The sequence below is a fragment of the Reticulibacter mediterranei genome (assembly GCF_016587455.1).
Map to the genome: position 1 here is coordinate 4,566,434 of NZ_BNJK01000001.1, position 24,769 is coordinate 4,591,202.

At 52.1% G+C, this 24,769-nt stretch carries 19 protein-coding genes and 13 tRNA genes; 23 read left to right on the forward strand and 9 right to left on the reverse strand.

The window, feature by feature from the left end:
* Nucleotides 1–3: 3 nt before the first annotated feature.
* Entirely contained in the window at nucleotides 4–141 is a 138-nt protein-coding gene (locus K3T83_RS19650; RefSeq protein WP_220204657.1) for a hypothetical protein, read from the forward strand.
* Here the strand turns inward: K3T83_RS19650 and K3T83_RS19655 are convergent.
* Nucleotides 138–1,424, reverse strand: coding sequence for an MFS transporter (locus tag K3T83_RS19655; RefSeq protein ID WP_220204658.1), 1,287 nt, complete (start codon nucleotides 1,422–1,424; stop codon nucleotides 138–140). The genes K3T83_RS19650 and K3T83_RS19655 overlap by 4 nt on opposite strands.
* A gap of 197 nt (nucleotides 1,425–1,621) precedes the next feature.
* Between K3T83_RS19655 and K3T83_RS19660 the strand changes: the two genes are divergently transcribed.
* Nucleotides 1,622–2,737, forward strand: coding sequence for an AI-2E family transporter (locus K3T83_RS19660; protein ID WP_220204659.1), 1,116 nt, complete (start codon nucleotides 1,622–1,624; stop codon nucleotides 2,735–2,737).
* A gap of 184 nt (nucleotides 2,738–2,921) precedes the next feature.
* Complete coding sequence (locus K3T83_RS19665; RefSeq protein ID WP_220204660.1) at nucleotides 2,922–3,488, forward strand: hypothetical protein; 567 nt, start codon at nucleotides 2,922–2,924, stop codon at nucleotides 3,486–3,488.
* Nucleotides 3,489–3,571: 83 nt separating this feature from the next.
* On the opposite strand, the gene K3T83_RS19670 is transcribed toward K3T83_RS19665, so the two are convergent.
* The 4 genes from K3T83_RS19670 to K3T83_RS19685 all read right to left on the reverse strand — a co-directional run bounded on the left by K3T83_RS19670 (nucleotide 3,572) and on the right by K3T83_RS19685 (nucleotide 8,007).
* Nucleotides 3,572–4,210 (reverse strand): histidine phosphatase family protein, encoded by a 639-nt coding sequence (locus tag K3T83_RS19670; protein WP_220204661.1) that lies wholly within the window; start codon nucleotides 4,208–4,210, stop codon nucleotides 3,572–3,574.
* Entirely contained in the window at nucleotides 4,201–5,322 is a 1,122-nt protein-coding gene (locus tag K3T83_RS19675; RefSeq protein ID WP_220204662.1) for a mannosyl-3-phosphoglycerate synthase, read from the reverse strand. The genes K3T83_RS19670 and K3T83_RS19675 overlap by 10 nt, the downstream gene beginning before the upstream one ends.
* Before the next feature lie 699 nt (nucleotides 5,323–6,021).
* Nucleotides 6,022–6,948, reverse strand: coding sequence for a DsbA family protein (locus K3T83_RS19680; RefSeq protein ID WP_220204663.1), 927 nt, complete (start codon nucleotides 6,946–6,948; stop codon nucleotides 6,022–6,024).
* 117 nt (nucleotides 6,949–7,065) lie between these two features.
* Nucleotides 7,066–8,007, reverse strand: a complete 942-nt coding sequence (locus K3T83_RS19685) for a manganese catalase family protein (protein ID WP_220204664.1) — start codon at nucleotides 8,005–8,007, stop codon at nucleotides 7,066–7,068.
* 507 nt (nucleotides 8,008–8,514) lie between these two features.
* On the opposite strand from K3T83_RS19685, the gene K3T83_RS19690 reads away from it, so the two are divergent.
* The gene (locus tag K3T83_RS19690; RefSeq protein WP_220204665.1) at nucleotides 8,515–9,861 is read left to right on the forward strand and encodes an ArnT family glycosyltransferase; all 1,347 of its coding nucleotides are present in this window, start codon (nucleotides 8,515–8,517) and stop codon (nucleotides 9,859–9,861) included.
* Between the two features lie 435 nt (nucleotides 9,862–10,296).
* The gene (locus K3T83_RS19695) at nucleotides 10,297–12,360 is read left to right on the forward strand and encodes a UvrD-helicase domain-containing protein (RefSeq protein WP_220204666.1); all 2,064 of its coding nucleotides are present in this window, start codon (nucleotides 10,297–10,299) and stop codon (nucleotides 12,358–12,360) included.
* Nucleotides 12,361–12,372: 12 nt separating this feature from the next.
* Here K3T83_RS19695 and K3T83_RS19700 read toward each other — a convergent pair whose 3' ends face one another.
* Nucleotides 12,373–14,919, reverse strand: coding sequence for a reverse transcriptase domain-containing protein (locus K3T83_RS19700; RefSeq protein ID WP_220204667.1), 2,547 nt, complete (start codon nucleotides 14,917–14,919; stop codon nucleotides 12,373–12,375).
* A 208-nt stretch (nucleotides 14,920–15,127) separates the two neighbouring features.
* On the opposite strand from K3T83_RS19700, the gene K3T83_RS19705 reads away from it, so the two are divergent.
* Nucleotides 15,128–16,390: an RNA polymerase sigma factor gene (locus K3T83_RS19705; RefSeq protein ID WP_220204668.1), complete on the forward strand. Its 1,263-nt coding sequence runs from the start codon at nucleotides 15,128–15,130 to the stop codon at nucleotides 16,388–16,390.
* A gap of 60 nt (nucleotides 16,391–16,450) precedes the next feature.
* The gene (locus tag K3T83_RS19710) at nucleotides 16,451–17,479 is read left to right on the forward strand and encodes a CPBP family intramembrane glutamic endopeptidase (RefSeq protein WP_220204669.1); all 1,029 of its coding nucleotides are present in this window, start codon (nucleotides 16,451–16,453) and stop codon (nucleotides 17,477–17,479) included.
* A 132-nt stretch (nucleotides 17,480–17,611) separates the two neighbouring features.
* Here the strand turns inward: K3T83_RS19710 and K3T83_RS19715 are convergent, their stop codons facing one another.
* Nucleotides 17,612–18,844 carry an MFS transporter gene (locus K3T83_RS19715; protein WP_220204670.1) on the reverse strand — a complete coding sequence of 411 codons (1,233 nt, stop codon included), beginning with the start codon at nucleotides 18,842–18,844 and terminating at the stop codon, nucleotides 17,612–17,614.
* A gap of 221 nt (nucleotides 18,845–19,065) precedes the next feature.
* Between K3T83_RS19715 and K3T83_RS19720 the strand changes: the two genes are divergently transcribed.
* Nucleotides 19,066–19,914, forward strand: coding sequence for an MBL fold metallo-hydrolase (locus K3T83_RS19720; protein ID WP_220204671.1), 849 nt, complete (start codon nucleotides 19,066–19,068; stop codon nucleotides 19,912–19,914).
* Between the two features lie 155 nt (nucleotides 19,915–20,069).
* Here K3T83_RS19720 and K3T83_RS19725 read toward each other — a convergent pair whose 3' ends face one another.
* Nucleotides 20,070–20,564 carry a hypothetical protein gene (locus tag K3T83_RS19725; RefSeq protein WP_220204672.1) on the reverse strand — a complete coding sequence of 165 codons (495 nt, stop codon included), beginning with the start codon at nucleotides 20,562–20,564 and terminating at the stop codon, nucleotides 20,070–20,072.
* Between the two features lie 255 nt (nucleotides 20,565–20,819).
* Here K3T83_RS19725 and K3T83_RS19730 point away from each other — a divergent pair.
* The 15 genes from K3T83_RS19730 to K3T83_RS19800 all read left to right on the forward strand — a co-directional run bounded on the left by K3T83_RS19730 (nucleotide 20,820) and on the right by K3T83_RS19800 (nucleotide 24,276).
* Nucleotides 20,820–20,892: transfer RNA gene (locus K3T83_RS19730), tRNA-Glu, on the forward strand.
* A gap of 5 nt (nucleotides 20,893–20,897) precedes the next feature.
* Nucleotides 20,898–20,970: transfer RNA gene (locus K3T83_RS19735), tRNA-Glu, on the forward strand.
* A 22-nt stretch (nucleotides 20,971–20,992) separates the two neighbouring features.
* Nucleotides 20,993–21,065: transfer RNA gene (locus tag K3T83_RS19740), tRNA-Phe, on the forward strand.
* An 82-nt stretch (nucleotides 21,066–21,147) separates the two neighbouring features.
* A tRNA-Cys gene (locus K3T83_RS19745) sits at nucleotides 21,148–21,218 on the forward strand.
* An 8-nt stretch (nucleotides 21,219–21,226) separates the two neighbouring features.
* Nucleotides 21,227–21,297, forward strand: a tRNA-His gene (locus K3T83_RS19750).
* A 5-nt stretch (nucleotides 21,298–21,302) separates the two neighbouring features.
* Nucleotides 21,303–21,374: transfer RNA gene (locus K3T83_RS19755), tRNA-Arg, on the forward strand.
* A gap of 7 nt (nucleotides 21,375–21,381) precedes the next feature.
* Nucleotides 21,382–21,454: transfer RNA gene (locus K3T83_RS19760), tRNA-Met, on the forward strand.
* Between the two features lie 5 nt (nucleotides 21,455–21,459).
* A tRNA-Leu gene (locus tag K3T83_RS19765) sits at nucleotides 21,460–21,535 on the forward strand.
* Between the two features lie 7 nt (nucleotides 21,536–21,542).
* Nucleotides 21,543–21,614: transfer RNA gene (locus K3T83_RS19770), tRNA-Lys, on the forward strand.
* A gap of 3 nt (nucleotides 21,615–21,617) precedes the next feature.
* A tRNA-Leu gene (locus tag K3T83_RS19775) sits at nucleotides 21,618–21,695 on the forward strand.
* Nucleotides 21,696–21,699: 4 nt separating this feature from the next.
* A tRNA-Asp gene (locus K3T83_RS19780) sits at nucleotides 21,700–21,772 on the forward strand.
* A 5-nt stretch (nucleotides 21,773–21,777) separates the two neighbouring features.
* Nucleotides 21,778–21,851 (forward strand) — tRNA-Ala (locus K3T83_RS19785).
* A 35-nt stretch (nucleotides 21,852–21,886) separates the two neighbouring features.
* Nucleotides 21,887–21,968: transfer RNA gene (locus K3T83_RS19790), tRNA-Tyr, on the forward strand.
* Between the two features lie 647 nt (nucleotides 21,969–22,615).
* Nucleotides 22,616–23,053: a peptidoglycan-binding domain-containing protein gene (locus K3T83_RS19795; RefSeq protein WP_220204673.1), complete on the forward strand. Its 438-nt coding sequence runs from the start codon at nucleotides 22,616–22,618 to the stop codon at nucleotides 23,051–23,053.
* 230 nt (nucleotides 23,054–23,283) lie between these two features.
* Nucleotides 23,284–24,276 carry a peptidoglycan-binding protein gene (locus K3T83_RS19800; protein ID WP_220204674.1) on the forward strand — a complete coding sequence of 331 codons (993 nt, stop codon included), beginning with the start codon at nucleotides 23,284–23,286 and terminating at the stop codon, nucleotides 24,274–24,276.
* A gap of 74 nt (nucleotides 24,277–24,350) precedes the next feature.
* Here the strand turns inward: K3T83_RS19800 and K3T83_RS19805 are convergent, their stop codons facing one another.
* Nucleotides 24,351–24,713, reverse strand: coding sequence for a hypothetical protein (locus tag K3T83_RS19805; protein ID WP_220204675.1), 363 nt, complete (start codon nucleotides 24,711–24,713; stop codon nucleotides 24,351–24,353).
* Between the last annotated feature and the right edge of the window lie 56 nt (nucleotides 24,714–24,769).

Genomic DNA, 24,769 nt, shown 5'->3' on the forward strand with positions numbered 1-24,769 from the left:
AATATGGCAGGGGCGATGGCTGGTCCTCGCCCGGCTCCACAGGCCACACGATGGGGCAAACCAGAGCGAGGACCAGCCATCGCCCCTGCCATATTTGGCTCTCCGGTTTCATTTGCCGGATGCACCAATATGACAATTTAATCGGTCGCTACCAGATGCTCGCCTCGTGTTTCTGGTAGGAAGAGCAGGGCAAGCAGGCAGAGAGCGTAGCCCAGCGCGCCAAAGCCAATCGCGCCAGCCAGACCGACCGTGACGGAGAGCAGACCGATAATCGTCGGGAAAAAGGCTCCTAGACCGCGCCCAAAGTTATAGGTAAAGCCCTGCCCGGCACCTCTTGCCTGACTGGGGAAGAGTTCCGCCAGATAGGAGCCAAAGCCGCTGAAGATGCCCGATGCGAAGAAGCCCAGCGGCGCTCCCAGGATCAGCAGCACTACGTTTGCCCCTGTTGGGATCTGCGTATAGAGATAGATCAGTAGCCCGCTACAGACGGCATACAGGGCAAAGGTAGGGCGACGACCCAGCCAGTCGTTGATATAGCCACTAATAACATACCCCAGGAACGAACCAATAATCACGGTGGCGAGATAGGGAACGCTGCCCACAATCGAGAGGTGCCGCTCCGTTTTAAGAAAGGTTGGTAGCCAGGTGAAGATTGCATAGTAGCCTCCCTGCGCTCCCACAGCCAGCAGTGACGCTAATAGCGTTTTACGCAAAAGCGGCGGTTGAAAGATCTGCCAGAGCGAGATCCTCTTGCCTGCATGCTCATCAGGCACATATGCTTCCGACTTTGGCGGTATCTTCAAACGGACATAGACGATGATAAGCGCAGGGAGTACGCCCAGCCAGAAGACAATACGCCAGGCATACGCCGGGGGAGCAAAGCTGAAGACGAGCGTGTAGGCGATCAGGGCCAGACCCCAACCAATTGCCCATGCACTCTGCACCATGCCCAGCACGCGTCCTCGCTGTACCGAATCCGCCACCTCAGCTACGACGAGCGCACCAGCAGCCCATTCGCCGCCGAAACCCAGACCTTGCAACGTACGAAAGGTCAGGAGCAGTGGATAGTTGGGGGCCAGCCCTGAAAGAAATGTAAACAGGGCATAGACGCCGATGGTTATCATCAGCGTTTTTACTCGTCCGATAGAGTCGGCCAGCACACCTGCCAGCACGCCACCAAAGGCCGAGACTACCAGCGTCGAGGTAGCGATCAGGCCAGATTGTGTGTTTGTCAGGCCAAAAGCGACGGCTATTGCAGTTAAGACGAACGAGAAGATCTGATAATCAAAGGCGTCCAGTGCCCAACCGAGGAAAGAGGCCCAGAATATATGCACTGCCGGGCCAGGAAGCGTACGATACCAATCCAGAGTGAAGAGCTTGTCTTGTCGCGACGGCATATCAGGTGTGGTTTGTTCAATAGTCATTATCTGACCTCCTGAGAGATGGCGGCAACAAAATACGTAGGATCAGAGATAACCGCTGGTCATAACAAAACTATACTCGATGATCCCAACACCGCATAAGGCCAGGAATGGGTCAACTATAGTCCATCTTGCTGACTGATAAGAGATTGTTTTCCTACTTATGATTGGTTCATTCGTAGTACACATAGATTGGTTGTTTGAGCTTGAAGACGAAAGGACTGTTTGTGCTGATCAACTCCTGGAAAGATTCTCTTCCGTTACGAACAATTATAGTGGGAGCGAGCCTGGCAATTATCATAGCTGGTATGAAGTTCCTCTCGCCCATTTTAGCACCTATCCTTTTCTCCCTGTTTATCGCAGTGCTCTGCCTGCCGATGCTGCGCTGGCTTCAGAGCAAACATATCCCCACCTGGCTTGCTCTGCTGCTGATCTTGCTGGGCCTGTTCATCTTTATCGCGCTCGTATTTCTCATTGTCTATATTTCTCTAAGCAATCTCGATGAACGCCTTCCCACCTACCAGAAGCAGTTCAAAACGCTGCTCACCGAGGTTCTCCCGCTGTTGCAACAACTAGGGATCGATATCAACGATATCACTGGTGCTATCAACGCGCCGGGCCTTTTCGGAACCATCTCCAACTTCTTGCGATCCACGATAGAGAGCCTCACCAGTTCGTTTTTGATTATTCTGGGTGTGCTGTTCGCCATGTTGGAGGCGGAGAACTTTGCAAACAAGCTCCGCCAGAGTGGGGAGAAAGCCAGGTCTGCTCTAGAGGTTGGAACACGCTTTAGCGTTGCGTGTCAGCAATTCTTCTATCTCAAAGCCCTCAATAACGTGATTGTGGCAGCTGGCGCAACGATTTTTCTCTTTTTCTTCCGCATCGACTTCGCGCTGCTGTGGGGCATCGAGATCTTCTTTTTGAGCTATATCCCTAACATTGGCATCGTGATTGCCTGCATTCCTCCCGTTGCTCTCGCTCTGTTGCAACACGGCCCTTTGAGTGCGTTGATCGTCATCGTCGCGCTGTTTGTGATCAATCTGATCGGCGATAATGTCATTACTCCGCGCCTGATGGGGAGCGGCCTCAACGTTTCGCAAAGCATCATTTTCTTCTCGTTTATCTTCTGGACCTGGCTCTTTGGAGCATTGGGCGCGTTGATCTCCGTTCCGCTCACCGTGCTGGTAATCTTCATTCTGGACACCAATCAGGAGACGCGCTGGCTGGCAACGTTGATGAGTGCCAATACTGGCGGCAAGCAACAGAGCAAACTCATTCCGACAGAAGACAACCCCGGCGATACAGCGGAACAATAGCGGGAAGCCTGATGAGAAGAGGGACGAGGAACTTTACTGTCCCTCTTTTCCTCTTGCAGCGTTTTTCCTACCTCTCTATACTTTTTTTAATCCCCCTTATGCTTGATAAGCTTAACTGTGGCTCATCTAAGCACATTTCCAGGTATAGATTTGTATATGAAAGACTTAGGAAGGCAAAACGTTCATGTATTACTTGAAAACTGGTTTGAAAAAGTATCGATGGCGTCTCATTCCCCAGTTGCTTCTGGCGGCGATTGTGGCGGTCGTTCTTGCAGCAGGGAGCGCTCAGACCTCGCAGGCGGCCAGCCTGGCTCCACAGGTAGGAGGCGACACTACTCATTGTGCGAATCCTGGCGCGCTGGTGGATGTGTATCCTATTACTGCACATGATACCAGGATAGGTGAAGTCGATCTCTATTATAATCGATCTACCGGCTATAACTGCGCTTGGACCAGAGCTTCAGGTCCTGCATCGAGTGGAACTAAGGAGATGCGTGTTTTTCTTGATGTTTGTGGCAAGGCTGTTGGAGACCCCTCTGATCATACTGCTCCAAGTGGGACAACTAATAAGCCAGGTGTTCCTTGTAACCCTAGCGAGCAGGATTACGATACTGGTAATTACCATTCTTATGCAGGCCCTGTGGCTGTTTCTGCGAAAGGTGTCTGTATTGCTATTACAGGTTCTATACAATGGAAAGGAACTGTTTACTGGGGCGGCAGTGACTCAAAAACAAGTCATTGCGGCAGCTAATCCCGAATAATACATGAGAGCTATTATGGTGGTTCTGGCGGGCTGTTTCATGGTAGGTCTCTACCATGAAACAGCGGATGAGGCTACAGGCTCTCCCGTAATAGAACTTCCTGATACTGTTGACGCAAAAAGGCGGTCTCGTTTAAGCGCACCAGACTCACTCGCGGGGGCCGAATGAGCAGTTCGGTCACTGAGGCGTTGTCGTGATGGAACTGCCAGCGCCGATTGAGATCGATCCCCAGCAGATGACAGACCAGCACGCCGATCAAACCCGCGTGAGCCACCCAGAGAACGGTACCATCGGGATAGCGGCTGTGCCAGCGATCCAGGCCACGAGCGATACGGTCGCGAAACTGGATCAGAGTTTCTCCCCCCACCGGAGCCGAGGTTGAAGGATCGGCACGCCAGCGCATCAGCACATCAGGCTCGACAGCCTGAACCTCTGCCGGTGTCCTGCCCTCCCACTGTCCCAGCGAAAGCTCGCGCAACTGTGGATCTTCCTCAACAGAAAGCTGATGATATTTCGCAATCGCCTGAGCCGTGAGCTGGGCGCGCTGTAAATCAGATGATACGATAGCGTCAAAGCGATCAGTTGCCAGATAAGCGCCCACAGCGAGCGCCTGCTGCTCTCCAAGCGGACTCAAGGGCACATCTGACTGACCGGTGAAACGATCCTCGACATTGTTGAGCGTCTCGCCATGACGCACGACGATTAGCCGCACAGTGCCTCCTGTTCCGTGAGACCGGTTCCCTGTGCAAACAGATGATAGTGCTCGGTAGACAGAATATCGTTCCGCTCTAGAGGCAGATCAAGCAGTGCTGGATAGAGAACAGGTGGCGTAATTTCAAGCTGCATCTCATTGCAGATTTGCTCTAACTGACGCTCAACGACTGGAGGGAGCAGGTCTTTAAAGTGGAGGAAACCTCCCAGACTGTCGGCGATCATACGCTGAATATGCTGGTCGTCTCTTTTCTCGTGGAAGTGTGGGCTTTGAGCCTGATATTGTTGCAAAAGCACGTGTCCCGGCTGCTGCGATGTCAGCGCGTGTGCAAAGAGATCAAGCAACTGGAAGGTTTCCACCGAATAGCCGGAGGAGAAGCGTAGCGTTTGCGCGGTCCTCATCGTAAAGCCCTGCTCACCAGCATTTGAGGTGATGATTGTACTGTCGTCGCCAGCGCCCAACCATTCGGCGGCGAGCGTAGTCATCAGGGGAGAAACAACTCGCGTACAACGTCCGAGTATTCCGGGCGTGATGGAGCCGCTGCCAATCGCGGGTTTGGACGACCAGCAAATGCGCACGTTATGCAGGTATGGGAGCATCGTGTCGAACTGAGCACGCTCCTGCTTTTCCTGCAAGAAGAGCTTGCTCATCGCCAGGGTATATTCCATCAGAGCATTTGGAACAAAGTTATCTGCATCGTAGAAAACGATCCATTCGGGATAGCCGAGCAGCGAGGCCATCAACGCACCAATATACATGCCCTCGCCCTTGCCATTCACCACCTTGCCATCTGCACCAAGAATAGTATGCACGCCGTATCTCAGGAAGAAACGCGCAATCGCCTCATCTTTCTGATGAATGAGATAGACCTCGCGATGTCCGGCCAGATTTCTGAGCAATCCCTGCCTCAGTGCCTCTTCCTCCGCCTGGGAGCAGTTGGTCACAATCAAAATGGGACTGTTGACCGGCAGATACCAGATGACGCCGAGCAGGGTGTCAAGGGATTCGCTCTTGTGCGCGATGACAAAAGCTGTGCGCGAGAAAAAGTAGTTCAGGTCATAGAGGCCGTTGGCTTCGAGAATGTGAGAGAAGCGCATGGTGTCAATGTTCACGTTAGCATCCTTTTCGCAAGCTAATCTGACAAATCGACATTGGATTGCTGGCATGGGTAAACTGTGCGTTTTGGATTTCGCAACGCACATATTGAGCATGAGCAGTGCAACTCCACGCCTGAAATTGCCATTACATGCATTTGGGAAAAGCGCCCATATGTAATGGGAATTCAAAGTACATCGCAAATGGTTGTCAGGAGGCGAGAAAGAAGATACTTACAGCAGTGTAAATAGAAGCAGGTGCAACGACTTCCCTTATGACGAGAAAGTACAGATATGCTTAAAGTTTCTGACAAACTCTACTATAAATAGTAGTTATTGAACAGAGCTGCTCTGTTCTTTCATCCATAAGTTCTACGCTGATTTTTTGTCGAGGCACAATGTAAGTATAGCAAAACTACATGCCTTTTGTCAATCGTCTGGCACCAAATGGTCTACCTGTTAGACATCGGTAGGAAGCATTGGCAACAGGTTGAACAAAACAGGTACAACTTGCAACATTGAGATCGCCGCAATGTTTCAGAATTATGCTCTTCTTTGTCTATTTTTACTCTATTTTCTTGGAGCAATTTTTATACATATTGCACAATCACGGACTGCGAAAATTGTAGAGTATATGTTATTAATAGTTCGTAGTCGCGCGATTGGTCGCGGGGGTGAACCACACAACAAACCGAACCTGCGCGATCAATCGCGCGACTACGACCGACTCATATAGATAGGCTCGTCGCTTGGCGTATCATCGGCCAGCAGGAGGGTTCCATTGGCAACAAGCGATTGTAGCATTGCCTGAACCTGATCGAGATTGTCGTAGTCCAGTACTTCCATCAGTTCGCGTGCGACAACGCGCCGCCAGCGTGTTACATAGGCAACGGTAAGCTCTTGCGACGACATGGATGATGTCTGCTGGGTGATACCAGGCACGAGATGCTCTATTGCAGACCGTAGTGCATCGTAGGGCCGATAGCCGATAAGCACGATGCCACGTTCATCGTAGCGATGCAGGATCAGCGTCGGGAAACGACCGATGCCATAATACGCAGCATCGCGTAGATCCTGACGGAAGCTATCCATTGGTTCGGCGGCATCAAGATCGGCGCAAAAGCGGTCGAGATCAAGGAGGCCAGTTGCGGCGGTCTCCTGTGCCACTGCCAGCAAGATATCCCGACGAGCAATATTACGCCGCTCCATCATTACAGCTTCGCGCAACCGACGTAGATATTCTTCTATAGCGGTCGGCCCCTGGCGTTCGGCAGCTTTGACGGCAATACAGGCTGGATATGACGAGGCAGGTGGATCGATCTGCCAGAGATGGTCATCCAGCGGCATCCCTGACATCTCATAGACCTGAAACCACTGTGGCCCCATCTGCGAAGGGCTGCGAATATCATTGAGTGGATCGTCGTAGCTGCGCCAGTCAGCGATCAGGCCGCCCATACGATAGCGCCAGTTCAAGCGTTCAGCGCACTCATAGCGGAGGCGACGCCATTGCACTTCAAATGCCCAACTCCAGGAGCAAAGGGGATCTGTAAAATACTCGATCTGCACAAGAGCCTGTTCACCGGCTTCGTTGTTGCCTTCCACGTGTCTGTCTGGCATTGCTTCCATCTGCTCATGTATCGACACAAGAGACCTCCTGAACATGGGCTATTCATCATTGATGACTGACGTAGAGACGACGAGAGGAGCGGAGGACAGGCCATAAGGCTTGCCCTCCTGAACGTGCTACACTTTTCAGTGGTTCTATGGTTTACCGGAGAAGCTCCAGGGATTTTGTTGGGACTTGATGGCCTGATCGATTTCGGCACTGCGCTGCTGGCTTTGCAGCTTGTTCTTCTGAAGCACTTGTTCGGGCGTCAGGTTGGTTCCCTTTATGGGCAGTTGCGTGTTGCCCCGTGTCTGCATCACTTCCTGCACGGGATCGGAGATAAACTCCCAGCTCTCGCCCGGTCCCCACGGACCCTGTCCCTGGTTCCACGGTCCCCGTGAACTGCGTCCGTTGGACATATTGAAGTAGGCATGTGTATAACGTGGATCGCCCTGTAAAATGCCGGGCGGGAAATTGGGCTGGATGGTGTCAAGTGCGGCTGTGAACATCTGCATGTGAGCGATTTCGCGTGTCATCAAAAACGAGAGGCTCTCTATGACTAGCGGATCTTCGGTGAACTGCATGAGATACTCATAGACGATCTTGGCGCGCGACTCGGCGGCAATATTGGAGCGCAGATCGACCGTGAGATCGCCGTTCGCGTTGACGTAAGCACCACTCCAGGGAACGCCCTGGCTATTAGTCACAGCAGGACCGCCGCCTGTGAGCGAGAGAAACTGGGGAGCGGTTGCCGCCTCTTGAATGAGCTGTTCGCGCTCGCTCTTGCCTTTGAGCAGGCGCATCAAATCACTGCGTTCGGCGGCATCTTTTAGTTCCCCATTCACGCCAGCGAGCAGCATGGTGATCGTGGCCCCGACGATTTCGAGATGGCTGAACTCTTCGCTCGCGATATCCATCAACAAATCGTATTTGTCGGGATATGGCTGGCGTACAGAGAACGCCTGGACGAAGTACTGCATCGCAGCCTTTAGCTCGCCATTTGCGCCACCAAACTGTTCGAGAAGCAAGGTAGCAAAGCGTGGATCAGGCCCGGATACACGTGCATTAAACTGCAATTCCTTGACATGATGAAACATACTGTCTCCTCAATACATCGTTACAATAAGAAACTACCTGACAATTTACCAGAAAAACCTACTTTACAGCCATACAAGTAACAATAGATACAAGATGTGTTAGCCTCTCCAGGCAGCCTTTAATAGACACGCAAGACACACCGAACTCGTTACTCGTAGGAGGATTAAATTCCATGATAGTCTTATAGATGTGTCTGAAGCACAAGCATAAGTATTGTAGAAACGATGGAGATGGTCAAGACCAATCCCAACGCAACCAGGGCAATTCCTACAGCTTCGCGACGGCCCGTTTAAAGGGGAGCGCTGAATTGATTGCTTCATTTATTCCTTATTGGTGGGTATCTATTCTTTGCCGTATGCCATTTCAATTAAAAGCTGCTCAGGAACCATTTTTCCCCTTAGAAACAAGCTGAAATAAGACATTTTCAAAGAATCTTTTACAACGGTGTTGGCAGAAAACAATGGAGCAAGTATACTTTTCAGGAAAAATTGTTGAAGGTGTTGGCTATGTTGATTGCTCCCCAGAATGTAGGAAGAGCACTCGCAAGAAGTGTTTCTCATTGGGGCAAAAGTGCTTTTGTGCGACCTCTACTGGCTCACCCTGTCGCTGGCACATTTATAGTGGCGGTGGTGGTACGGCTGCTCTATAATGTGACGGCGGCTCGTGGCTATGTTCCCAAATACGATGCCGCTCTTTACCATATCCTTGCCCTCCATCTGGTCCAGCAGCATTATTTTTCCTTATATACCTTCCATCCCACGGTCAGTCGCGCTCCCCTCTGGCCGCTGCTGATGGCACCGCTTTACGCGCTGACCGGACCCAATCCGCTCGGACCTCGCCTCCTGCTCTGCGTCATCGGGGCGGGCACCTGTGCTATCCTTGCTCGCTGGGCTCTGGATCTCTTTGGAACACGAATCGCCTGGTTTACCGGGTTGCTGGCTGCCTGCTATCCCGGCCTGTTTCTCTATGATGGCTGGCTCTTTAGCGAATCGCTCTACACCTTTCTGTTGACGGCATTTACTTACTCCCTCTTTCGACTCCAGCGCGGCAAAATACTCCCGTGCCATATATTGTTCTGGAGCCTGGCGAGCGGGTTGCTCCTGGGATTGGCGGCCCTGACGCGTCCCAATGGGGTACAGCTCCTCGGCGTTCTCTGGCTCTGGGGCTGCATCCTGGTCTGTTTCCGACGCATTCCCTGGCCCACAATGCTGCGTATTGTGGCGTTGAGTACTGCAATAGCGCTTGCTCTCATCTCTCCCTGGACGTATCGCAACTTTACTGTCACCCACCGTTTCGTGCTGGTGGCATCGGGAATGGGTGATGTCTTGCTGGGAGCCTATAACGATACTGTGCTTCATAACATGCCATTCACCGGACCAGGTTTCTGGGTCTCGCGCGATCTGGTTCGCCCACGCATCACGGTGGCAGGACACGACGCCTACGCCTATACCCCCGACGATGAGCAGCGAGACGTTCAAACGGCCTTGCGTTGGATGAACGAGCATCGGCAAGCGGTGCCGCTCCTGTGGTGGTATCATTGGCAACATATGTGGCAACCCGAGACGTTCGAGCCAGGCCTGCCTATCAACGAGTTCCCTGAGCGCTTCTCTTCTCTGCTCGTTCGCAATATGCTCAATGACATATCGCCGCTGATCTTTCTCTTTGCCGCTGCTGGTATCATTATTCTCTGGCGACGCTGGCATCGCCAGTTGCTCGCCGTCTATCTCGTCCTTGCCCTGACGATCTTACAAAATATATTTCTCTATGCCAATATGCGCTTCCGAGCGCCGATCGAGCCGCTGCTGGTCTTGCTGGTCGGGGGTCTATTCTGGTGGCTCTCTCACAGGTCGTAGTGGAGCGATTTATCGCGGGGGGAACTGGTCGTGTGAATCCCCCCGCGATAAATCGCTCCACTACTGGTCTGTCAAACTTCATTCGTTGTGCATCCACAACATCCTCTGGGGGTGATCGGATATGGTAGGGGCGATGGCTTGTCCTCGCCCGGCTTCACAGGCCACGCGATGGCAACCCGGGCGAGGACAAGCCATCGCCCCTACCATATCCGGGGAATATCCACCAAAACCGAACGATCAAGGTTGACAGAGTACTACGACCTGTGAGGGCGTTACCGGATTATTTGGTAAAACTCATCAATCTTCACGATAGTAAATGGTACTGATGCTTTTACTTTGTTGGCGCTATCCCCGTTTACAACTGTGGATATGTATGATGTATTGTATCAAATTTGACAATTACTGTATATATGGTTGCTAGAGAGGGTTGATGCAATGACCGCGAACTGGTTGGCGACGATGAAGTTCAATTTTACTAACGAGTGGTTGGCGCTTTCTCCCAAAGAGGCCCATCAGATCCTCGCCAAGATCAAACAACTGACGCAAGATCCAACGCCCGATGCCAAAGTAAAGAAACAGCTCAAGCATTTGAACCCATCTCTCCATCGTATCCGCTGTGGCGATTATCGCATCTTCTATACCTTCGAGCATCCCTACATTAGCCTGCTGGCGTTGCGGCGACGCAAAGAGGACACCTATGAAGAAGATATCGACGCTGAGTTTCTGGGTGGTTATGACGCCTCGATTGCAGAGAGCAAACCAGGAGAAGCTTCTGTTCGCTTCCCAACACAGTTCCCCACGACGCCTGCCGATCCTCTGCCTGAACCAATTACTGTGGAGCTATTAATCAATCTACGTATTGCTTCACGCTATCACGCGGCCCTGCTCACGCTGCAAACGGAACAAGACCTGATCGATTGTCAGGCAGTGCCGTCTCAAGTGCTTGAAAAACTGATGGAATACCTCTTTCCGCGTCCTCTTCGTGAGATTATGCAGGATCAGCCAGAAATGATCTTGCAAGAGGTTGATGATCTGATGCGCTTTAAAGAGGGCGAACTGCTTGGTTTCCTATTGAGATTGTCGCCAGAGCAAGAGGGCTATGTAAACTGGGCGATGAACACGAATGGGCCAACGTTGCTCAAGGGTGATCCCGGCACCGGTAAAAGCCTGATCGCGCTCTACCGCGTGCGTGTACTGCTCCACCATTTACGCCAGCAGGGACAGAGCGATGTGCGCATCCTTTTCACCACCTATACTAACGCTCTGATCAATCTCTCAGATCAACTCTTGAAGCAATTGCTCGGCCCTGATAGAGACGCCGTTGAGGTGCAGACCGCTGATCGCATCGCCATCTCATTGCTGGCTCGCGCTGGCAAGGTTCCCGCGATTATTGAGCATGGCGAGGCTCGATATATCCTGAATAAAGCCATAGAGACAACTCATTTCAATGGCGATCAGGCTATCGAGCGGCTCAGCCCGGACTATCTTCATCAAGAGATACATCAGGTCATTGTTGCTCGTCAACTGCATACGTTGGAAGAATATCTGGTAGCCGCGCGCCCAGGACGCAAGCTGGGCCTGAATGCGCTGCAACGGCGGGCCGTCTGGTGCGTCTATGAGACGTATCGGGATCTGCTCGCGAGGCAGGGTAAGGCCACATGGCGACAGATCAGGGCCAGAGCAGAGGAGTGTCTTGTGCAGGGAATCGTGAGCGAGAGATATGATGCTGTGATCGTTGATGAGGCTCAGGATCTCGATCCGAGCGCCTTGCGATTGCTGGTTCGCCTCTGTGTCTCGCCCAATCGACTCTTCGTCACCGCCGACGCCAACCAGTCGATTTACGGCAGTGGTTTCACGTGGAACGATGTTCACGCCAATCTACGTTTCCAGGGTCGTACTGCTATCTTGCACACAAATTATCGTTCCACTCGCGAAATTGGCGAGGCTGCCCAATCCTATCTTGCTGGTGGCACACTGGATACGGAGCTGGTCGAGCGCTCCTATATCAATCGGGGTGAGCGACCAGTGCTGCGAGTGGCCCGTAGCGCGACTGATGAAGTGCAAACGCTGGCTCAACTTTTGTCAGAAGCGGCTCGTGCGTGTCGGCTTGGCATGGGAGCCTGTGCCATCTTCTGTCCCACACAAAAGGCCGGGCAAGTGCTGGCGATGGCGCTCACCCGGCACGGCCTGCCTGCCACGTTTATGAGCGGGCAGGCGCTCGATCTGGAGCGTCCAGGCATTAAAGTGATGACGCTGAGTTCCTCAAAAGGGCTGGAGTTTCCGGTGGTGGCCCTGGCTGGCTTTCTCAGCAGTGCCAGCTACGGCTACCTGCCCCCAACCATCGTCCAGGAGGAGCGGAGCGAGACCTTTGAGCAGCGCCGCCGCACCATCTTTGTTGGCATGACGCGAGCGATGCGCCGCTTGCTGGTCATCATTCCCGCCGGCACAAAGTCTCCACTGTTGACGGGATTTGACAAACGCTACTGGAATAGAGAATAGCCAGCATTTCGTCTAGAATGGATGGTCGTCGTTCCCCACCTCGTCGCTGTCTATCTCGTCAATGTTGGTTTGCCGATACCGTCTCATAATCAACTGTAATGGTACAAGCTCGGTTATTAGAAAGCGGAAGGTGCCTAAGTGGGCGAGAATTTGTGGGCCATAGAGATAGAGAATCCAGCGCCAGTAGGAGGCGAGGCCGGTTTGCCTGCCAGCACTCAACTCTGCCCCTCGTTGAATAAAGTCCGCCACCAGCGTCTCCATCACCTGATTTGAAGCGGGTTCAGTTAAATGGAGATAGGAGAAGCAGGCATCGTAAAAGTGACCCCATTCCACGCTCTGGTCTTGCCAATCAGTCGGGCGTGTCTCTGGTGGTTTGGGTTGGCGATAGTCGGCGAACTGTTTGTCATAGCCCGACGTGAGCAAATTCACCTGATAGAGTCCGGCACCACCAGCGGTAATTGGCCAGTAGAACCAGGCTTCGGGAAGATGCGTCGAGGATGACCGGCCCAGGAAGCGCTCTCGGATCGTCTGACGGAGGATTTCGACCGCGCCCTGTTCGCCAAAGACCATCCGGTGAAATTCTTGTAGTGCAGTGTTCACGCTCTTGCGATGCCGCTCTCCTAGAGGGAGTTGGGGAGCCAGTAATTTACTCAGGTGGAGGATGTGGGCATTGTAGCGCTCGATCTGTGACAGCAACGATGGAATCTGTGCCATCTCCTGACGAGCTTGTTGCACGTAACGCGTAAAGGCTGGCTGGTTAATGTTCCATTGTCCGTCCTGGTCAAGCGTCACCATAAGCCATTCTGGTTGGGTTGCAGGGAGATCTGGCAGTCGTTCCCCGTTGATACAGATCGAGCCGCATTTTTCCCGGTTGATGGTCAATCCGCTGGCCTGACAGAAGGACTGGATCGCTTGCCAGGCTTTGCGCGCCTCCTCAGCAGAAGCGGCGATAACACAGATATCGTCGAAGATGCGGACGATCTGGACGCGTGCGACGCGATAGACGGTATAATCGAGCAGCCGTAACACCTGTTCACCTAAAAGATCGGAGAGTTCGCGTGCATTGGGAATGCCTCGCTGTACCCGAACCACTTCCCCATTGTGCTGGAGCGGGATAGCTAAAAAAGTGCGAAAGAAATTGAGGTGCGTCTGAGGGACATCATAGCGCTGGAGGAGTGCCAGCGCCAACTCATGAGAGATGTTGGGATAATAATCCTTGAGATCAACTTTAAAGATGTGCAGCGGTTTATTGGGAAAAGCAGCTCGGGCCAGCATAATTTCAGCATTGATCAGTTGCAGCGTTGTAAACATGGAGTTGGGTTCGTTTTGGTTCTGGCCCATCCCGTAGCCAGAACGGAACCGTTCAATTTCCCGTAAACTTTGTTTGTACTGCATACGTTTGGCGGTAATAGAAGTATAATAGTTTATCAGGCGTGGCTTCTCGAAGGTAAAAGGTCTGTACTCCCTGGCCTCATCCCAGATATCTATCTCTTCGTGCTCATCCACATCCGATGCTAACCAGCTAGAGGTGTTGCGATGGGTTGCACCGCTCCAGGCACGGAAAAGCTGTTGTGCCGTCTCCTGATTGATGACGCTGGTTTGTGGAAATGCTTCCTGGAATTGTTGCGTGGCCTGATAAGCGACTATGTTTTCGTGTGGAAATGCCTGTCTGACCTGATCACTGGCTTTACCTCTGACCTGAGCAGAAAATTGCTTGAAGATCAGCCGCCAGCGCTGCCCCAGCACTGCTAGAAAGCTGGCGGTGGGCAGGTCTTCATCGAGAAAGAGACGCCATTTTTGATTGACCTGCGTGCTATGGGCGGGAATGCCATCCTGCGGCCACGCCCACTCTTCGATATGCGCTAGCTGGATGGTCAACGCGTCGGTGAGTTCTTTCAACATCACCGGGTCATTCAGGAATGCCTGTGCTTGCAGATGAATGGAAACGCTACGATGCTCGTCGCCAGCTATCCATTGGAGCGCAGTTTTCACTTCAGCTTGTTCAACAGACTGAGCCATGCTTTCAGCAACCAGTTTCCGCATAGTTGCAGGGAAATCGGGGTCAATGAGGTGCAAAATAGAGAAGAAGGGATCGAACGCGGCGTCATCAGGTCCATTCGGAGCCGTCTGGGTGATGGGAGCAATGAGCGCGGCTTGCTGTTCCGCCTGTTCTGAAGAGATTTTATGGGGTTCGGCCTGATAGTGTGCCCATTCTTCTAAAAGAGCGCCAAATGTATAGACAATCTCGGCGCGCAACTGACCATTCGCCAGTTCTTGTTCCAGCCGGGTGTGCCAGAACGAGAGCGTTTCCTGGGCAGCCTGGTCAGCAGTTATATTGCTCAGCAGTGGTTCCAGATTGGCGATATCGGGATGAAGGGAATGGCGTGCAAGTTGGATTTGCCGTAATCCATCGTAAAGTCCTCGCAACTGTCCTGTTTCTGATGCTTGCTGGTTGATTTGTTGGTACAATGTTTCGTAAGCAAGTAGTAGTTTCGTTCGTTGTTCGCGTAACTCTCTCAATTTCATCTGTGTGATAAAATGATCGCTTTTTGTTACCATACAGTATTTCTCCTTGCTTGTTTTAAAAGTTCGATAATCGAGAAGACTCGAACATATATTCTTGTTGCAGGATAAAATAGCGGAAGAGAAATCTAGCGTATTCTTAGCAATCGGCGTTTTTTTGACAAAAGAGGGTATTTTTTGTGTAAGGTTTTTGGGCCAGAATGCGACATTTTTATGGAAAGCAAAAGGGAGGCAATCGTAACGCATGTCTGATACAGTATGGTCTGGAGACGACGAAGATCAAGCTAAAGAGAAAGGGGCCACAACCGAAGGGGACGGATATATCGCACTCATCCGTAATCTAGAAACGCTGCTGGCGGATGCCAGACCACGCCTGACACGCCTTGCCCATGCATATGGTGTGACACCCGATGGGGTTGAGGATGTTGTTCAGGAAACGCTGGTTAACGCCTGGCAAAATCTTGCCTATTTGCGCGCACCAGATCGCTTTGAGGCCTGGTTAAATGGTATTTGTCGCAACGTAAGTATGCGCTGGGCTCATGCTCAGGGCACAAATGATCGTCGCCAGCGTCCATTCTCCTCTCTGCAACCGGTGCAGGAGAGCGATATCGACGATTCTACATTCGACATTCCCGATCTATATACGCCTGATCTGGCCGAAGAACTCAATCGCCAGGATCTTGCTGTGCTGCTCGACCGTGCTATGAATCATCTGCCTGCCCCAACACGGAAAGCTTTGGAGATGCACTATCTTGCCGACCTGCCACAACGTGAGGTCGCGCTGCAACTGGGTATGACGATCAATGCCCTGGAAGTGAAGCTCCATCGCGCCCGGCGTCAGCTTCGCCAGATACTCCAGCAGGAATTGCGTGCTGATGCCGAGTCTTTTGGCCTGCTTCCCGATGATGAGGTAGCTCAGCAGGGATGGCGTGATACGAGCATCTGGTGTTGCATCTGTGGGCGTCAGCGTTTACAGGGATGCTTTGAACCACTACCCAACGGCGAAGTGCCCCTCCGTCTCCGTTGCCCAACCTGTTTTTTAGTGAGTAAGGATGACCTGATCAATACTGCTCACATGATGTCGTTCGGGAATATGCGTTCCTTCCGTCCTGCCTTGAAGCGGGCTGTACAAACCGTGCCCGCTCTCTATCGGCAGGCATTTACCGCTGGACATCAACCGTGTAGCATCTGCGGACAGCCCGCTTTATTGCTCGGTGTTGAACCCGAAGTGTTGCCAGCGCCTTATTACACCCGGCTCAGCATCGTGTACGAATGCCCCACTTGCGGACGCTCATCATCCAGCATCATCTCGCTTTGCCTGACATATCCTCCAGCCGTTCAATTTGTGATGCAGCATGAACATCGTGTTCTCGAACCTGAAGAACTGATTGATTATCAGGAGCAACCAGCGATCAGGGTTAGCATTAGTGATCTCTTGAGCACCGCACGCCTCACGATGATTCTTCATCGGCAGACCTATGAGCTGCTGGCTGTCTTTCAAGACTAACCTTCTTTTGCTGCTTTCCCTGCTCTTTTATGAAATACGAAATAGTCTAAGGAGTTTCCTATGTCTCTCTTACGTCGTGTACTTGCTTCCAATATGGGGCAACTGGTGATTGAAATTGTCCTGGTTGCGGTTCCAGCGGCTGTGCTGGTGGCTCTGTTGCACCTCATTTTTGGATCGTCTATGGAGGATAGTCTCGTTGGAGACGTGTTCCTCAATATCCTGGAGGCTGCCGTTGTCGCTGTTGTCTTCGTTCAGGCGCTTCGCAAAATCGAACATCTCTCCCCATCAGAAGTAGGCTTGTCAAAACATCAGTGGTTTCGTCAACTCCTGATCGGCTTCTTAGGCGGTGGCGCGTTGATGACTGTGGTTATGATTGTGCTGGCGATCACTGGCTCATATCGTATTACCAACGCGAATCCGTTTGTTGTTGTTCAACTCATCTGTCTCATTGTGGCTGCATGTCTGCTCGCACTACTCTTTACGCGCAACAAAAAGATTGGTTTTCTCCACTATGTCCTCTTTGCTTTGCTGGCCTTCGGCTTCCTGCCTGCGACGGTTTCTCTGCTGATACTGATCGGAGGAGCGGTTCAAGAGGAATTCGTCTTTCGTGGCATCATCTTTCGCAAACTGGAAAGCTCCTTTGGTTCCTGGATTGCCATAGCAGTTAGCGCGATCCTTTTTGGCATTCTCCATCTGCTGTCTCCAACTGCCACTCTGGTTGGTGCCATAGCACTTGTGATAAGTGCGGGCGTTCTCTTCGCCGCTATCTACATACTGACCCGTAGCCTGTGGTGGGCGATAGGAGTCCATCTTGGTTGGAATTTTTTTGAAGGCCCAGTCTTTGGCGTACAGGTCTCCGGGCATGTCATACCCGGTTTCTTCTCTTCCGCCATCACTGGCCCTGAAATCTGGACGGGGGGCAGTTTTGGCCCCGAAGCAGGTCTGGCGGCTATCTTCATCGTCGGTGCTGTTGCCTTTTACCTCTGTTTCCGTGCCGCTCGCCAGCAACGCATGATTCCACGCAACCAACTACAGCGTATAGCAGACGATACTCAGGTGGAGCATACTGATGCGCCCGTAAATCTTTAGATTTTATTACTATCAATCTTCATCGGCTCTGGACGAAAGATGGGCGATAACCGGTGAGAGTTTCATTGATTGTCCTGTACGCAGTCAGTTAAAATATGTCAATATGGTCCGAAGCGGCAACACAAGCGGACTTCACTCGAAGGCGTTTTTGGCCCCTATCTCACGCAGATGCGGATTAAGCGTGGCTGAGAGGGCATTGAGCGTCAGACCACCTGCCATGAGCAGGATAGTGAGCGTTGTCCCTCCATTCTGGAGCAGGAGTCCGGTCAGCGCCATACTCACAGGACGACTCCCCAGGCCAAAAAGCCGGTAGACACTATTGACGCGGCCTTGCAAAGTGCTAGGAAGCAGAGCCATCCGCTGGCTGCGCTGGAGGACATCGAAAATGGGGAAAAGAAAAAAGAACAGGGCGAAAACTATTCCAAGCAGGAGCGGACCCTGAACCAGGATCAGAAAAAGGGGGAGCAGCGCTTCTGCCCATAGCGTGCTGATGACGATGGCAAAGAAACTCCAATGACGGCGCAGCAACGGGGCGGCAAGAGCGCCCAGAACCCCAGCGAGGCCAGTGCCAGAGAACAGGAGACCCAGATCGACCGCCGAGGCATGCAAGTGTTGCCCTAGCACAATAGCGATCAAAGGGAGTCCCTCAGTCATCAGATTGCAGACGCAAAGCAACAGGCCCAGCGAGCGCACGAGTCGCTGCTCCCAGAGCCACTTCAGCCCTTCTTTGACCTCTGCACTCAAGGAGTGTGCGGCAATGTTTCGCTCCTGCTGAAAGGCGGTCTGAATGAAGAGCAATGAGAGGACGGAGCACAGATAGGAGAGAGCGTCGAAAAGAAAAGGAAAGAGTCTACTTACCCCATAAAGCCATCCCCCTAGTGATGAGCCGAGTAGCGCTGCGAGATTGAGGGCCGCAATATTTTGTGCGCTGGCAGCAGGGAGTTGTTGCTTGGAGACAACCTGGGGGAGGCTGGAGACCTCAGCGAGATCGAAGAAAACGAAGAGGATTCCTTCCAGGAGAGAGACCAGGTAGAGTTGAACCAGGGTCACATGGCCCAGCCACAGTGCCAGCGGCACACTTGCGACACACAAGCCCCGTCCGAGGCTACAGAAGATCATCACCCGCTTGCGATTCCATCGATCCACCAGAGCACCAGCAGGCAGGCTCAGGACCAGATAAGGCAGAGATTGCAGTGCTGCCGCGATCCCTGTCTGAGCGGGGGAATGTGTGAGAGCGAGGATGAGCAGTGGAAAAACCAGTTGTGATACCTGTGAGCCAGTCATCGAAACCACCTGACCGCCCCACAACAGTAGATAGTCCCGGTTGTACCACAGAGGAAGAGGTTTGTGCTCAGCTTTTGACATCACGAGTCCTTTCTCAGAGACAAAGAGGCCCCGCCAGATCAACAGCGGGGCCTTGAACACATGAGAAGAGTATACCATATTCCTTGTGAATTTCCATCTTTTGATGCAGCGTTGGTCTACCCTTCAGTTAATTTGCCACATAGCACCTTGTGCTGGCAGAGGGATATAATGAAAGTGTATGAGTGGGAAGCTTTGATCCAATAAAGAGGGAAACACTATTTATGGTATCTCGTACTGCTACTACTGCCGCCGATATCGCTGCGGCACGGTTGCCTGCTGGCACAATTGCGCTCTGGTGGTTGGGACAGGCCAGCTTCGTGTTGCGTGGCCCAACCAGCACATTTTTTATTGATCCATTTCTCTCTGCGACGAAAGAACGCCTGGTGCCGCCACCATTTCGGGCCGAGGAGAGTCCACCTGTCGATTATGTGTTGTGTACGCATGAGCACGGGGATCATCTAGATCTACCAGTTCTCAAGGTGCTTGCACAGCGCTCTCCTAATGCTCAATTTGTGGTGCCTCGCCCCATCGTCGATCTGCTCACGAAAGAGGGTATCGCAGCCGAACGTATCCAGGGCGTGCAGCCGGGCGAGGAGATTGTGGCGGGCGCGACGCGACTCTTCCCAACGCCTGCAATGCATGGGTTGAACTGTCCACCTGCTATTTACGATTTCGGCTTTGAATTGAGCGATGGCCTCTATCGCTACCTGGGCTATGTGATCGAACTGGAAGGCGTGCGCATCTATCATCCCGGCGATACGCTGGTCTTCGATGGTCTGATCGAGCGCCTGCGCCCCTTTGATATTGATATCGCCTTGCTACCAATCAATGGCCGCAGCTATTTCCGCGAACAACAAAAGCTGGTTGGCAATATGGATGAGCGCGAGGCGGCTGATCTGGCCGCTGCCGCCGGAGTAAAGCTCCTGGTTCCTACGCATTATGATATGTTTGCTGCCAATCTGGGACGCCCTGGCCTGCTCGTCGAATATGTGCGCTCCACTCATCCCGAGCTTTCCTGCCATCTCCCCTCACATGGTCGCCGTTTCACTTTTATGAAGGGCGATGCGTAATTGTTGGGTTATGAGTTGTAGCGGTAAAGTGTGCTGTTGTAGTGGAGCGATTTATCGCGCAATCCCGCACATGTCGCGATAAATCGCTCCACTACAACAGCACACTTTACCATCATAAATCATTAAAACTCGTAGCCACGCCTCTCTGACTACTCTTATTTCAGCATTACCCACACATCGCCTGTTGCCTGTCCCCTGGTCACATGCAGATTCCAGCAGCCGGAGACTGGAAAATTGAAGCCCGTTCCCCATTCATCGCCGTTATGATGCCAGTTGGAGCTATCATGCTCTTCAGGCCCGAAGACGACGTGTGCCTTTTCTCCATGTGGACCTGTCGTGGTAAATTGGGGATCTCCGCTGCCCGTCATGCGCCAGACGATTTTCTGGTCGTGCGTTGCTACCAGATCGTTAAACCACAACGCCCAGATCTCCATACCCCGTCCAACACCCTGCGACTCAGGCAGGCCAGTTGCCGAATTGTGTGTGGCCGTTGGCGGATTGCAGCCGGGCGCTCCAACAGCCTGTTGTGCCGTTGGCGTGGTTCTCGTTGCTCCGGGCTGTGTCGCTGCATTGGTAGAACAGGCTGCAAGTACCATAATCAATAGAGCATAAAAAAGGATTAGACGGCAATAAATATGATGTATTCTCATGAGTAATCCTTCTTTCTTTTGTGGATTACTCTAGTTATGTCTTACTAGCCTGAAATGAACCTGAAAAAGAGGCATCTTTATCGCTATGCATCATGCAGAAATTGCTTTGAAAATGACTTGACAAATAGCAAATATAATGTTAATCTGTCAAGTGTAAGGAACAGTTATGACAGACATTGAGACAAGGAAGGGAAAGCGAACGAGTGCGTTCATCACTGAGGATATGTCGAACGGTTGTCAGAAGTTACAAACTATGCCTTGTTCGTCTAGCGGTCCAGGATTTCTCGTTCTCAGCGAGAGGAGGCGGGTTCGATTCCTGCACAAGGTATGTTCGCGGACGAGGACAAATGGGTGAGTCGTCTCGCTTTCAACGAGAAAATAGCGGGTTCAATTCCCGCCGTCCGTATGTGAGGTTGTCTCTAGTACATGGTGAAGTAGCTCAACTGGTAGAGCGCGTGAGTGAAGACCACGGCGTTGCGGGTTCAAGCCCTGCCTTCACCATTTTCTGGTTCCGTAGCATATCAGTTTAGTGCAATCACCTTATAAGTGATAGAACACAGTGCAACTCTGTGCGGAACTATCTGGTATCGTGGTCAAATGGTAAGGCACCGCTTTGCAAGTGCGGGAATGGCAGTTCGATTCTGCCCGATACCTTTGGCTCAGGGGCAGTAGCTTAATGGCAAAGCTTCCGGTTGTGGCCCTGACGACGCAGGTTCGATTCCTGCCTGCCCCTTTGATGGTGATGTAGCTCAATGGATAGAGCAACGGCGTGCGAAGCCGTCGATGAGAGTTCGATTCTCTCCATTATCTTTGGCTTGATGGTATAGCTCAAGCGGTAGAGCAGCAATTTCATATGTTGCGGGTTGCAGGTTCAAGTCCTGCTACCATCACTTTTGTTGGTGTAGCCCAATTTGGCAAGAGGCGTGCGCCTCAGAAGCGCAAGGTTGTGAGTTCGAGTCTCACCACCAACATTACTCAGGTGGCATAGCTCAACGGTAGAGCGTCCGCCTTTTAAGCGGGGGAGTGCAGGTTCGATGCCTGCTGCCACCATCGGGTGACGTGGTGCAACTGGTAGACACATGCAGCTTAAACCTGCATTTTTCATTGAGAGTTCGAGTCTCTCCGTCACCATTTCGCGGGTGAAGACAAAGGGTAGCGTCGTCTGTCTGTCGAACAGAAGAGAGTGGGTTCAAGTCCCATCATCCGCGCTAATGGGGCCTGTGGCGCAATTGGTAGCGCACCCGTCTTGCACACGGGAGGTTGAGGGTTCAAATCCCTCCGGTTCCACTTAGATAGAGGCACTTGGGCCTCTATCTATATCTGGACGGTTGGCTGAGCGGCGAAAGCAACCGGCTGTAACCCGGTCGTCGAAAGACCACAGAGGTTCGAGTCCTCTACCGCCCATCCCCGTTTGGGATCTGGATAGTTTATTGTCCTTGCACTGATCCAGACCCGGACTTCTCTCCTCTCCTGAAGAGGGCAGGCGGTCTCAATCGGGCGAGACCGCCTGCTTCTCGTTATCTCCCAACACTGGCAAACTTGTGTTGATCTGATCTTCTCCCTTACATCTCAGTGTGATAACGAGCAAATACGTTAAAAAATGCGAAGAAAATCGGACACTGTCCGATTTGTCCTGGTAATAGGCTCATATATCAGCTACGCTTCTCATGTTCCCGTCAACGGTTTGTTCGGCAAGTAAGCTTGGGGTCGGGTAAGGGTGTCGTTCACAGGTTTTCTCTTTGCCCTGGAGATGCAACTACAAGCAGACATGCGGGCGGTATCCTTCGGGAGCCTTCCCCGGCGAACGTGCCGAAAACCAGTGTAGTATGCCAGTCAATGAGAGCGTGTGTGGTGGAGCAGAGGCTCGTTGGTGCAGATCGTATTCTTACGCCTCAGAGAGTGCGAGAAGAGGACAGCCTTTCGCTTCTACCATGTCCCAACACTCTCTCATTGTCTGGTTTTCCCTATGCATGATGCATATGAAGCGGAGATGTCCTGCCAGGGCATCAACTTCCCCCGGCTACTATGAATCAAAAAAGGAGTTGAGTTTTATGTCTCGCAAGAAACTTCTCATCCTGGGCACCGGTTTGCTGTTTATGCTGGGCATACTTCTGGTTCCCGGCCTATTTTCTGCAACTGCCCACGCTAAACCATTAGACCCACCTCGCATCTGTCCTCCAACAATTGGTAATGGTGATGCTGATGACTCTGAGAATGGTCCAGTTCACAAACTGCAAAATGATCTGAATAAGTGGTATGAGTGGTACAGTAGTGGTGATGGCAAGGATTACTACAGTGCAAAAAAGACAAGCCATCCTGATTTTAGCAAGGACTTTAAGCTCACCGTTGATGGGGTATTCGGACCGAAAACTGAACAGGCCGTCAAAGATTATCAAAGCCTTCATAAAGATCGGAATGGGGCGCAACTAGACAAAGATGGTATTGTTGGCACCCTGACCTGGGGTTCGATTGGAGAGTGCCATTCCTGATCATATGGGCCATGTTAGCTTGATGCCGTAGAAAATATATGCGTTTGCTCATCTCCTGAAGATATTCCCCCTTTTCTTCAGGAGATGAGCACGTTTGCATTTGTCCCTCTTTTCCCCTCATCCGTTTCATGCAAAGGTGCTATATTTCATAAAGTTGTGCCTTTGATGAGTGTATTGATTGGAACATCTTATCGATCCAATGAGATGAGACGATAGAGGAGACATCGCGGATGCCATCATCTCATCATCCTAATCACGCACTGCGAGCGGGACGAAAAAAGCAGGGATTGACGCAGGAAGAACTGGCGGAGGCGCTGGGCGTATCCTCTAAAACCGTGGGCCGCTGGGAAAGAGGCTTGACGCATCCAAGCGACTATGAACGCAGAAAGCTATGCCAGATTTTACAGCAAAGCGAAGAGCAGCTTGGTCTGCATCATTGGCAAGAAGAGCAGAGCGATGTCGCTGATTCCAATGTATATAGAGAAGAGATAAAATCTGTTTCCCAGACAGATGCACAACTTTCAGACCTATCCCCGGAGAATGCACGTGAAGCCCCTTTCTACAGCGAAACTCCTGACCAGCAAACCTCGCTGCATTCAATGGAGAGATCAAACCTCTTCACAACCTCTTCTTTTGCATCCAATCAAACCAGAAATGGTGCCCCCATAGTATTAAGCAGGCGTCTCCTGGTGCAATCGGGACTGGTGGGTCTTGCTCTGGCCTCAGCCGTGGGATTGTTTCATATGATAGCGGATAACGGCGTAATTGGCGGCGGCGTGCTGGCGCGCAGGCGGATATGGCCGATAGCCACCTATAATCCTAATACGGTGGTGCCCATAGTGCGGGCGCTGCAATGGATGCTCAAAGCTCGCTCCTACGATCTTGGTTCAACAGGCGTTGATGGCTTTTTCGGAAAACATACGATGAGTGCGCTCCATGCTTTTCAACACAACAATAAACTGCCTGTTCAGGATACAGTTGATACGACAACCTGGGAAAAGTTGATCATCCCCTCGTCTGTAAATGCCAAAGGCGACCATGTGCAGGCTTTACAAGAGCAGTTGAACGTACGTGGCGTCTATCCAACCGTTATCCCTGATGGCGTTTTTGGGCCGCAAACGAAAAACGCTGTTATCTCTTTTCAGAAGGCCTGTCAACTCTCAAGCACCGGAGAGGCCGATCTTGATACCTGGTGTTTCCTGTTAGGGGGTCATCTCTCCTGAGGCTGTATGTAGCGTAACGACGAAGAAGAGGTGCGGAAGGGAGCCTGGCTGTACTGCTCGTGGCTCCCTCGCACTCATTGCCTCTTTCCACTCTTTTTGGAGATCCACAGCATGATCGCCGCACTGACCATCAGCGAGAACAGGAGGTCCACTGCCGTCTTGTCCAGCCTGCCATACAGCCAGGCAATGACAGCGTTGAACAGCACACCGAACATGAAACTGCACCCGACGGCGAACATGGTTTTGTTCGGTATCTCGTACCTGCACACGAGGATCACGCTCAGGCCCAGCAGCCCGCCTGTAATCCATCCCCATAGGGACGAGGCAGAGATGCCGTTGAGCGGCAAACTCAGCACGAAGCCGAAGATTGCATAGACCAGATAGCGTCTCGCGTTTTTGTCCCAGAACTTGAACAGCTTGTCGAGCGAACGCGACATGCTTACTCCTTACGAGAGTCGGAACAGGATTGGATGCACCAGATCTGGAGGCACGC

Excerpts from the sequence above, each read along its gene's own strand:
- K3T83_RS19650 (WP_220204657.1), top strand. The coding sequence starts at position 4 with ATGGCAGGGGCGATGGCTGGTCCTCGCCCGGCTCCACAGGCCACACGA.
- K3T83_RS19655 (WP_220204658.1), bottom strand. The coding sequence starts at position 1,424 with ATGACTATTGAACAAACCACACCTGATATGCCGTCGCGACAAGACAAG.
- K3T83_RS19665 (WP_220204660.1), top strand. The coding sequence starts at position 2,922 with ATGTATTACTTGAAAACTGGTTTGAAAAAGTATCGATGGCGTCTCATT.
- K3T83_RS19685 (WP_220204664.1), bottom strand. The coding sequence starts at position 8,007 with ATGTTTCATCATGTCAAGGAATTGCAGTTTAATGCACGTGTATCCGGG.
- K3T83_RS19690 (WP_220204665.1), top strand. The coding sequence starts at position 8,515 with ATGTTGATTGCTCCCCAGAATGTAGGAAGAGCACTCGCAAGAAGTGTT.
- K3T83_RS19695 (WP_220204666.1), top strand. The coding sequence starts at position 10,297 with ATGACCGCGAACTGGTTGGCGACGATGAAGTTCAATTTTACTAACGAG.
- K3T83_RS19700 (WP_220204667.1), bottom strand. The coding sequence starts at position 14,919 with ATGGTAACAAAAAGCGATCATTTTATCACACAGATGAAATTGAGAGAG.
- K3T83_RS19705 (WP_220204668.1), top strand. The coding sequence starts at position 15,128 with ATGTCTGATACAGTATGGTCTGGAGACGACGAAGATCAAGCTAAAGAG.
- K3T83_RS19710 (WP_220204669.1), top strand. The coding sequence starts at position 16,451 with ATGTCTCTCTTACGTCGTGTACTTGCTTCCAATATGGGGCAACTGGTG.
- K3T83_RS19715 (WP_220204670.1), bottom strand. The coding sequence starts at position 18,844 with ATGTCAAAAGCTGAGCACAAACCTCTTCCTCTGTGGTACAACCGGGAC.
- K3T83_RS19720 (WP_220204671.1), top strand. The coding sequence starts at position 19,066 with ATGGTATCTCGTACTGCTACTACTGCCGCCGATATCGCTGCGGCACGG.
- K3T83_RS19725 (WP_220204672.1), bottom strand. The coding sequence starts at position 20,564 with ATGAGAATACATCATATTTATTGCCGTCTAATCCTTTTTTATGCTCTA.
- K3T83_RS19795 (WP_220204673.1), top strand. The coding sequence starts at position 22,616 with ATGTCTCGCAAGAAACTTCTCATCCTGGGCACCGGTTTGCTGTTTATG.
- K3T83_RS19800 (WP_220204674.1), top strand. The coding sequence starts at position 23,284 with ATGCCATCATCTCATCATCCTAATCACGCACTGCGAGCGGGACGAAAA.
- K3T83_RS19805 (WP_220204675.1), bottom strand. The coding sequence starts at position 24,713 with ATGTCGCGTTCGCTCGACAAGCTGTTCAAGTTCTGGGACAAAAACGCG.